Raw genomic sequence first — 9,225 nt, 5'->3', positions numbered from 1 at the left:
AAGTGACCACAAGAACTCAGTTGGACAGTACCAAGTTCACGTTCATTATATTGATCAAGAAAACAAGCGCCGTTATGTTACAGAGACTGTTGTAGAAGTTCAGAAATCAACTCCGACTGCTACGATTACGATCCAAAATAATAACAAGGATAATGGCACTTTCGATGTCATTATCAGTAATGTCTATAGTCCTAAAGGTGTACGTACTGTTCAAGTACCAACTTGGTCTGAGGTAAATGGTCAGGATGATTTGACTTGGTATGAAGCGACTCGTCAATCCGATGGGACTTACAAGGTAAGCGTGAAGGCTTCTGACCATAAGTTTTCGACAGGTACTTACCATGTCCATTTGTACTATATCCAGGGTGATGGTAGTCAGGTTGGTGTTGGTGGCACGACGGTGCAGGTAGAGAACCGGAACTTTGTAACTAGAAATCAGCTCTATCTGAAGCATATTTCTGCAAAAGATGCAGATGGTCAGTTAGGTCGAGTTCTAAAGGCGGCATCAAGCTTGATTGGCGTTGAGACTGGATCTCCAGAGCACCTTAAATTGGTCAGAGATTACAATAGTGTTCATCCGTTGCCAGTAGGTTATCCTGTGAAAAATACAGATGATTGGTGCGATGTGTTTGTCACAACTGTCTTCCAACGCGAAGGGCTTAGTCATTTGATTGGTCGTGAGTGTGGGGTGGAACGCCATATCCAAATCTTTAAACATCTAGGTATTTGGAATGAGAATGGGGCTTCTACACCGAAGTCAGGTGATATCATTACCTTTAACTGGGACCAAGACTCTCAACCGAATAATGGATTTGCGGATCATATTGGAATTGTTGAATACGTTGAAAATGGACTGATTCATACAATTGAAGGAAATTCCGGTTATGTTGGAACCGTAAAACGCAATGTTTACCGTATCGGACACGGGAATATCCGAGGCTTTGCTACACCACGTTATAGATAACAAGCAAGTATCTCGGCATTTTTGCCTAAGTACTTTTCTATAATAGAAAGATAACCAGCTCTGAAAGAGGGCTGGTTTTTTGTATTCTTTGCGGACTTGACAAGAGTGCTAAGTACTGGTATCCCCATCTCCTTGATTAGCTTGGTATTAGCCTTTGTACTACAAGCGGTGGAGCTTATCTCCTTAAAAAGAAGAAAAAATAAGCGCAAGGCTTGATTAATCTTGTCTAACTAATCGAGAGTATAGAAGAGGCACCTAGGGGCCTCTTTTTTGTGTGATAAAAAATACAAAAAATCCTTGACAAACTAAAAAATTAGCGTTATCATTAACTAGTTAATTAACTGTTTAATAAACCAATTAAGAAAAAGAAAGGATTTATACATGTTGGGGAGGAAACTAAGAGCCTTAGGAATTGGATTCATCTGTCTCTTGTTGCTAGTAGCTTGTGGAAGCCAGAGAAGTTCGGGAGCTGGCTCAACTAAAAAGGGTCTCAAAATTGTGACGAGTTTTTATCCTGTCTATTCTCTAGTTAAGGAAATTTCAGGCGATCGCAACGAGGTCTGGATGGTTCAGTCTGGCGCTGGGATTCATGATTACGAACCTTCGGCCAAGGAGACAGCCCAGATATATGATGCGGATGTCTTCGTCTACCATTCTCAAACACTCGAATCTTGGGCTGGACGTCTAGATCCTAGCTTGCAAGACTCGAAACTGCGGGTCATCGAAGCCAGCAAAGGAATGGAATTGGATAAGGTCGCTGGCTTAGAAGACATCGAGGATACGGAAGGGAAGGATGCTAAACACTTGTATGACCCTCATACCTGGATGGATCCACTGAAAATTGCCGAAGAAGGGAAGATCATCGCCAAAGAGTTGGGAGACATCGATCCAGAAAATAGAAGTTATTATGAGGCCAATGCCCAAAAGCTTGAAAAACGCTGTGAGGCTTTGGTGGCTAAATACCAGCCTCTCTTTGAAAAAGCGACACAAAAGACCTTCGTAACCCAGCATACAGCCTTCTCTTATCTAGCCAAGCGCTTTGGCTTGAAACAATTAGGAATCGCAGGGATCTCGCCTGAGCAGGAACCAACAGCCCGTCAATTGGCTGAGATTCAGCAGTTTGTCAAGGACTATCAAGTTCAAACCATCTTTGTTGAGAAGCATACCTCGTCCAAGGTGGCCGATAGCATTGCCAAGGCGACAGGAGCAAAAGTGAAGGTTTTGGATCCTCTCGAAGCAGATCCAGAAAATAACAAAGATTTCTTGGAGAACCTAGAAGAAAATATGGCTAGTCTAGCGAAAGAATTACAGGAGTAAGTAGAAAGAATGAAGAAAAAAGGAACAATTGGATTAGTAGCAACATTAGGTCTGGGTTTATGTGCCTATGCCTTAAGTCAGCAAGCACCAGTCAAGGAAGACAAAAAGAGTCAGAATCAGGTGCAGTATTTACAAGGAGACAAGAAAAAGTCAGCTAGCAAATCAAACAAACAGGAAGAGAGCATTGAATCCGTCAACTCGAAGGAAAAGACCCAGGCAGAGCAGATTGTGGTTAAGATTACTGACGAGGGCTTTGTGACTTCCCATGGAGATCATTTCCATTACTACAATGGCAAGGTCCCTTACGATGCGATATTTAGTGAGGAGTTGATTTTACGGGACCCCACTTACCAACTGAAACAATCAGACATTGTCACACAGGTACGAGATGGCTATATTATCAAGAAGGATGGGACCTACTACCTTTATCTAACCGATCCGCAACATACGCTGAATGTCCGTTCGGTGGAGGAAATTGCCAAACAGAAAAAAGGAGAGCTGGTTTCAGGTTCGAAAGATAGCGTCCAAAATGCTGGGCAAACTCGTGATTTTAGTCAGCCAAGTCAGGCCCTACGAGAAGGGAAAACAGTAGCAAGTCTAACAGCAGGTGCCAAGCCAAGTCAAGGTGGCTACCGGACAGATGATGGCTATGTCTTCCATCCTGGGGATGTGATTTCTGATACCGGGGATGGCTTTATCGTTCCTCATGGTGGCCATTACCACTTTATTCCGAAGAGCGCCTTATCAGCTGGAGAATTAGCTGCTGCCTTATCTATCTTAAATGGTAGAGGAGGGAAAAATGAGGTAAAACCTGTATTGCCCCCTTCTATCCAGTTGACTGCACCGGTTAATCCGAATCAACCGATTCCAGCACCTGTCACTCCAGCGCTCTCCACTCCTCTTCCCCATCCAACAGTGACGACAGAAGGGCGAAGTCTGGAAATCCTACAGAAAGAGTTGCAGCATACCCCGCTTTCAGAGCGCCATGTTGAGTCGGATGGTTCTGTCTTTGATCCAAGCAAAATCACCAAATGGACAGAGCAAGGAGTGGTGTATCCGCATGGGGATCACTTCCATTTTATCCCTTATAGTGTGCTTTCGCCTTTAGAGCGGGAATTGGCACGCCAGTATCAAGTCCTCCGGTCTCAAACTGGGACTGTAGCGACAGAAGAAAAGCCAACTCAACCTTCAAGCCCAGACACAAAACCAGTTGATCATGACCAAGACCACGAGAAGGAGGATCCTCATCACAAGCATGACCATGAGGAACATGAAGCCGATCATGATCATCATCATGAAGGCGAACATGATCATGGTTTCCATGCAGATCAGGTCATCAGCAAGGATGACGAGGGCTATATGGTCGCTCACGGGGACCATGCCCATTACTTCTACAAGAAGGATCTCTCACCTCAAGAAATCGCAGCTGCAGAGGCAGTGCTAGCTGGTAAGAAGGAAGAGGACAAGGGCCGACCACTGACAGATGATGTGGCGACCTATTCGCGCGATGCTTCGGATGAAGAAAAAATCCAGTACATTAGTCAGACTTACGGCGTCCCTCGGGAAGCTATCAAGATTTCCAATGGTTTCTTTGTCTTTAACAATCCAGACCAAGAATACGATCCAACCCATATCCACCCTTATGCAGTTCGGAAGGAACATGTCCGGATTCCACTTGAAACAGGAAATCCTGAGCTAGACTTTATCAATGAGCTCTATGCAACAGCGCTTCGCTCTGGTATTTCCCCATATACGATGCAAATCGAGAATGGTCAGTTTGTCATTCCGCATGGGGACCATAACCACTATATCAAGGTGCGCTCAGCAGGCTTGACGGACTACTTGGCTCACCGTCTACCGACCATCCAAGCAGCTTACCAGAAAGGTGACTTGGATCAGAAAGCTGTAGAGGACAAAGTCAACCAACTCTTAGCAGAAAGTCGGACTTTATACGCTTCAGACCCTCTGCAACAAAGACGGATTGAGTTGAACTTGGGTCAATTCTTAGAAACTGTTAAAAACTTCCCAAGCAATTCAACAGCAGGCTACTTGGCAAGTCTTGAGCAAGTTGACAAGGAATATATCCATGCGACCCAGGAAGTCAAACCAAAAGAAGAAACAGCCTTGGACCGTCGCTATCAGGAATTGTTGGAACAAGTTCGCTTGTTAGATACCGAAGCCTTCCAACTCAAGAAAGAGAGCCTCGTTTCTCAGTTGCAGGAAGCCTATACAGCCAAGGATAGTCAACGATTGGAGCAAGAAGGAAAATTGCTGCAGGCCATTCAGGAGATGCAAGATCGGACCGGTGTGACTTCGGTAGACTACCTCAAGTATTTCTACCAAAGTTTAAGCGATGCGCGCTTAACACCGGAATTGCGGGCGACAGCAGCAGACCTTGCTTTGAAACTTTACCGGGCTCAGGCCTTTGAAGAAGCTTGGGACTCAAAAGCCCATTTCATGGAGCTTTACCAAGCTAAACAAGCGATTGACCAGCTACTGTCCCAAGAAAATGCTCCAACCTATCCAATTGAAAAAACAGTTCTGGATCAAAAGGGGGCAGATGCTCCATCCTATAATATAGCTGTTTACGACTTCCTCAAGGGGGTCTACGGTGATCTGGATGAAAAGACAGAGTCTCGTCAACGCTCTAATCTCTTAACAGCCCTTTTCGATCAAATCTCCACTCTTTTGCCACAAGTAGAAGAAAGCAAACGTCCTGCTTTTGAAGAACGTTTGGAACAGGTGCGCCAAGAGCCAGATGCTGACACGGCTTTGACAACTGGGAAAACTCTTTTGCGTGAAGTTGGTGAAACGATTGAACAACAAAAGCAAAAGAAAACAGAAGAACCTAAACTTGGAGACGTAGCCCTCTATCAAGAGATTTATAACCAGTTGATCGCTCTCCACCAACAATTGGTCGAAAAAGGAGCCAGTGATGCTCAGTTTGAACGCTTAGAAGCCCTCTTTGATCAACTAGCTGATCCAAAGAGCGACAAGCAAGCCTTGTTACAGGCGATTCAAGCTCTTCGAGATGATTTGCTAGCGGCTCCAGCGACAGCAGTGGCGGAAGCAGACAAAGCAGACCAAGCCCCTCAAAACCCTGCCACAAGCGATCCTAGCCTAAATAAGGAAGAAGCTTCAGATACTGCTCAGACCCCATCACCAGAGTCAGAAAAAACAGAAGCCAGTCCAGTCGCAAGTGAAGAAACGACGGACTAGGACCTATGTAGAAATAACAGAAAAACACAGAATCAATTTGATTCTGTGTTTTTTGATTATTCTGTAATCTAATAGATTAGGAGCCTCAGTCGCTTGTCTCTATGGAGAAGTCTGCTCTTTTAATCCTTTCTCAAAACTTGGTGAGAAGGCTTCGACTTGAATTTTCTCTAAGGTAAAGGGGTGGGTGAGTCGCAAGCGGTGGGCATGGAGCATGAGACGAGGAGCTCTTTCGGGATTATAGAGAGGATCCCCTACGATTGGATGGCCGTGGTGAGATAGGTGGACGCGGATCTGGTGGGTACGGCCTGTCTGGAGCTGGCAGTTGACCAAGCTGGTGCGTTTGAAAGTCTTTAAGCTGGTCACATGGGTTTCCGCATAGAGGCCCTTTCGAGGATCAACAATGCGTTTGCGTCGATCGTGGCGATCTCGTCCCAATTTGTCCTTATAAACTAACTGCTTTTTGGGTAAGCTACCTAGGATGAGGGCCCAATAGTCTCGTTGGATTTTCTTGTCTTCTAGCAGTCGATTCAGGACGGGTAAAACAAAAGGATTCTTGGCAAAGACAAGAGTCCCACTGGTTTCCTTGTCTAAGCGATGGACTACATAACAGGTCTTCCCGACATAAGTGGAGACATGATTAAGAAGGGCGATTTCATCTGGTTGATTGGCGTGCGTTTTCATGCCTTCCGGTTTGTTCACGATGATGAGGTGCTCATCTTCATAGAGGGCTTGGACCAGGCTAGCATCTCCTGCTAGGAGCTCCTTTTCTTCATAATCTTCCGGATCAAAGATGAGGGTGAGTTGGTCTCCAGCCTCAAGCATGGATTGCCAGTGGACGATCTCTCCATTAACTTGAACATGTTTTTTAGTTCGCAAAAAATGACGAATCTTTCGTGGGATGAGAAAGTAATCTTCAAGGGCCTCTTTGACCGTCATAGCGGGCAAGGAGCTTGGTATCGTAATTGTATAGTGCATAGTGTTATTGTATCAGAAAGCGGGGGGAAAGAAAAGGCGAGAAGGAGGAAGAGAAAAGGAGGAACAAGGCACTGAAACCCGCTCTAGCGTGGACTAGATAGCAACCTTAAAGAAAGCTAAAAATCGTCTTTTCTTGCGAAGGTCTTTCTTGTCTAGACTTAAGGAAGGTGATAAAATAGGGACTATGAACAAATTAAAAGAATTAATGGAGGGAATGATTCGTCATTTCCAACGAGAAAAAAAACAAACGAAAATTGCGGAAGAGGTTGAGTTATCAACAGACGGGGAGGAGCAAGCTCCAACCTATAGCCGCTCGGACAAGTTACGGAGAAAATCTCGCTCCCAACATCCGATCAGACGTTTTTGGCGCAAGTATCACTTGACCAAGATCTTCCTACTGATTGGCCTGACCTTTAGTCTCGTCGTCGGAGGTTATCTTTTCTACATAGCCAAGACGACCAATGTAGCAGATCTGCAAAATGCCCTCAAGGCAACCACGATCATCTATGATAAAGATGGGAACCAAGCAGGTAGCCTAACGGGGCAAAAAGGGACCTACGTTGAGTTAGATGCCATTAGCGAAAACTTGCAAAATGCGGTTGTTGCGACGGAAGACCGGAGTTTCTACAAAAATAGTGGGATTAACTATGGTCGTTTCTTCCTGGCGATTTTGACTGCCGGTCGCTCAGGTGGGGGATCGACGATCACCCAACAGTTGGCAAAAAATGCCTATCTTTCTCAGGATCAGACGGTTGAGCGGAAGGCTAAGGAGTTTTTCCTAGCCCTCGAGATTAACAAAAAGTATAGTAAGAAAGAAATCTTGACCATGTACCTCAACAATGCCTATTTTGGAAATGGGATTTGGGGGATTGAAGATGCTTCTAAGAAGTATTTCGGTGTATCCGCTAGTGAGTTGACTCTGGATCAGTCAGCTGTCCTTGCCGGTATGCTCAAGGGGCCAGAAATTTATAACCCCCTTTATTCAGTCGAGAACGCAACCAATCGTCGCAATACGGTCCTACAAAATATGGTCGCAGCTGGTTATATCGACCAAGCCACAGCAGATCAATCCGCCGCAGTCGACATTCATGGACAACTGGTGGATGCCTATGAAGGCAAGTCAGAAGATTATCGCTACCCGTCCTATTTCGATGCGGTTATCAACGAGGCTATCAACGAATATGGTCTAACAGAAGAAGATATCATCAAGAATGGTTACCGGATCTACACAGAGATGGACCAGAATTACCAAGCCAGCATGCAAGTCATCTACGACAATGTAGATCTCTTCCCAGTTGCTGAAGATGGCACGCGAGCAGAATCTGGTAGCGTAGCTCTGGATCCTAAGACTGGAGGAGTGCGGGCTATTGTCGGACGCGTGGCCAGTGACCAAGGTGCTGGCTTCAGAAGCTACAACTATGCGACTCAATCTGCGAGAAGTCCTGGTTCTACCATTAAACCTCTCGTCGTTTATAGTCCAGCTGTTGCCAACGGCTGGTCAACCAATAAAGAATTGGACAATGCGACCAAGGTCTACGGCGGTTATACAGTTGATAACTATGGTGGCATCCAAGGTAGTCCGACCGTTCCAATGTACCAAGCCTTGGCAGAATCTCTCAACCTGCCAGCTGTAGCGACAGCCAATGAGTTGGGACTCAATACTGTCTTTGATTATGGTAAAAAATTTGGTCTCAACATGGACAATGTGGACAAATCTCTCGGAGTAGCCCTGGGATCAGGCGTGACGACCAACCCTCTTCAAATGGCTCAGGCCTATGGAACTTTTGCCAACGATGGAGTGATGAATGATGCCCATCTGATTACCAAGATTGAAAATGCCAGCGGTCAGGTCGTGAAAAGCCACAGTCAAAAATCGAAACGAGTGCTCAGTAGCTCAGCCAATAAGAAGATGACCAATATGATGTTGGGAACCTTTACCAACGGAACGGGTGTCAACGCAGCACCATATGGCTACACCATGGCTGGTAAAACAGGAACGACTGAAACAGACTTCAACCCAGATCTCTCTGGTGACCAGTGGGTCATTGGCTACACGCCAGATGTGGTCATTAGTCAGTGGCTAGGTTTCCCTAAGACGGATGAAACCCACTATTTGACAGGGACCAGTGCAGAGACAGCCTCAGTGATCTTCCGAAATGTAGCCAATAGCGTCCTTCCTTATACAGAAGGAACTAGCTTTGACAATGAGGAAAATTCTTACCAGGAAAATGGCATTGCCCCTGTCGGTCAAGAAACAGAAACTGAGAGTCCAGAAGAGGACAAGGGCTTCTTTGATACTGTTAAAGAACGCGCTGCAGGTATCGTAGACGATGCCAAAAAAGCCATCGATGAAGCAGATATTCCTGGAAAAGCACAAAATGCCTGGGATACTTTCAAAGGTTGGTTTGGATTCTAAAAAATAGATGCTCAAAAGATGGGAAGGTTCCTTGCCATCTTTTAGATTGTAGACAAACTATATTTACATAAAACAACGTGGAGATCCTTCAATAAAAAAGTTAATTTCTATTTTATGAAATTATTCAACTTTATCTCGAACCTTTCCGCCGTGAGAAAAGTGCTTGAAACACTACGTTTCAAGCACTCGGGAGTTTTGAAACTTTAGGTTCAAAACAAATTGAACACGGGCTGCGGATTGTGTCAAAAAGATAAGTTCTCCTAGAATCGATAGATTCTGCGTCAAACTTCCTATTTTGACTTTATCCGCAGACGCCCTTTGTATCTTAATAAGT

5 protein-coding genes are annotated in these 9,225 nt (G+C 45.1%); 4 read left to right on the top strand and 1 reads right to left on the bottom strand.

All coding sequences use genetic code 11. The features are described 5' to 3' along the window. From ADH49_RS02585 to ADH49_RS02575, 3 genes are all read left to right on the top strand, one after another. Positions 1–964, top strand: a 964-nt coding sequence (locus ADH49_RS02585) for a GBS Bsp-like repeat-containing protein (protein ID WP_048689096.1), incomplete at its 5' end; no start/stop codon positions are given. A gap of 381 nt (positions 965–1,345) precedes the next feature. After that, positions 1,346–2,281, top strand: coding sequence for a metal ABC transporter solute-binding protein, Zn/Mn family (locus tag ADH49_RS02580; protein WP_048689092.1), 936 nt, complete (start codon positions 1,346–1,348; stop codon positions 2,279–2,281). Positions 2,282–2,290: 9 nt separating this feature from the next. Continuing rightward, entirely contained in the window at positions 2,291–5,500 is a 3,210-nt protein-coding gene (locus ADH49_RS02575; RefSeq protein WP_048689090.1) for a pneumococcal-type histidine triad protein, read from the top strand. Positions 5,501–5,599: 99 nt separating this feature from the next. Here the strand turns inward: ADH49_RS02575 and ADH49_RS02570 are convergent, their stop codons facing one another. Continuing rightward, positions 5,600–6,475: an RluA family pseudouridine synthase gene (locus ADH49_RS02570; protein WP_048689087.1), complete on the bottom strand. Its 876-nt coding sequence runs from the start codon at positions 6,473–6,475 to the stop codon at positions 5,600–5,602. Between the two features lie 184 nt (positions 6,476–6,659). Between ADH49_RS02570 and pbp2a the strand changes: the two genes are divergently transcribed. Continuing rightward, positions 6,660–8,891, top strand: coding sequence for a penicillin-binding protein PBP2A (gene pbp2a, locus ADH49_RS02565; RefSeq protein ID WP_048689084.1), 2,232 nt, complete (start codon positions 6,660–6,662; stop codon positions 8,889–8,891). The last annotated feature ends 334 nt before the right edge of the window (positions 8,892–9,225 follow it).

This window comes from Streptococcus sp. 400_SSPC, from assembly GCF_001072745.1.
GTDB classification, from domain to species: Bacteria; Bacillota; Bacilli; order Lactobacillales; family Streptococcaceae; genus Streptococcus; species Streptococcus xiaochunlingii.
The sequence above is the reverse complement of the archived record's forward strand: the minus strand, read 5'-3'. Positions and strand labels throughout refer to the sequence as shown.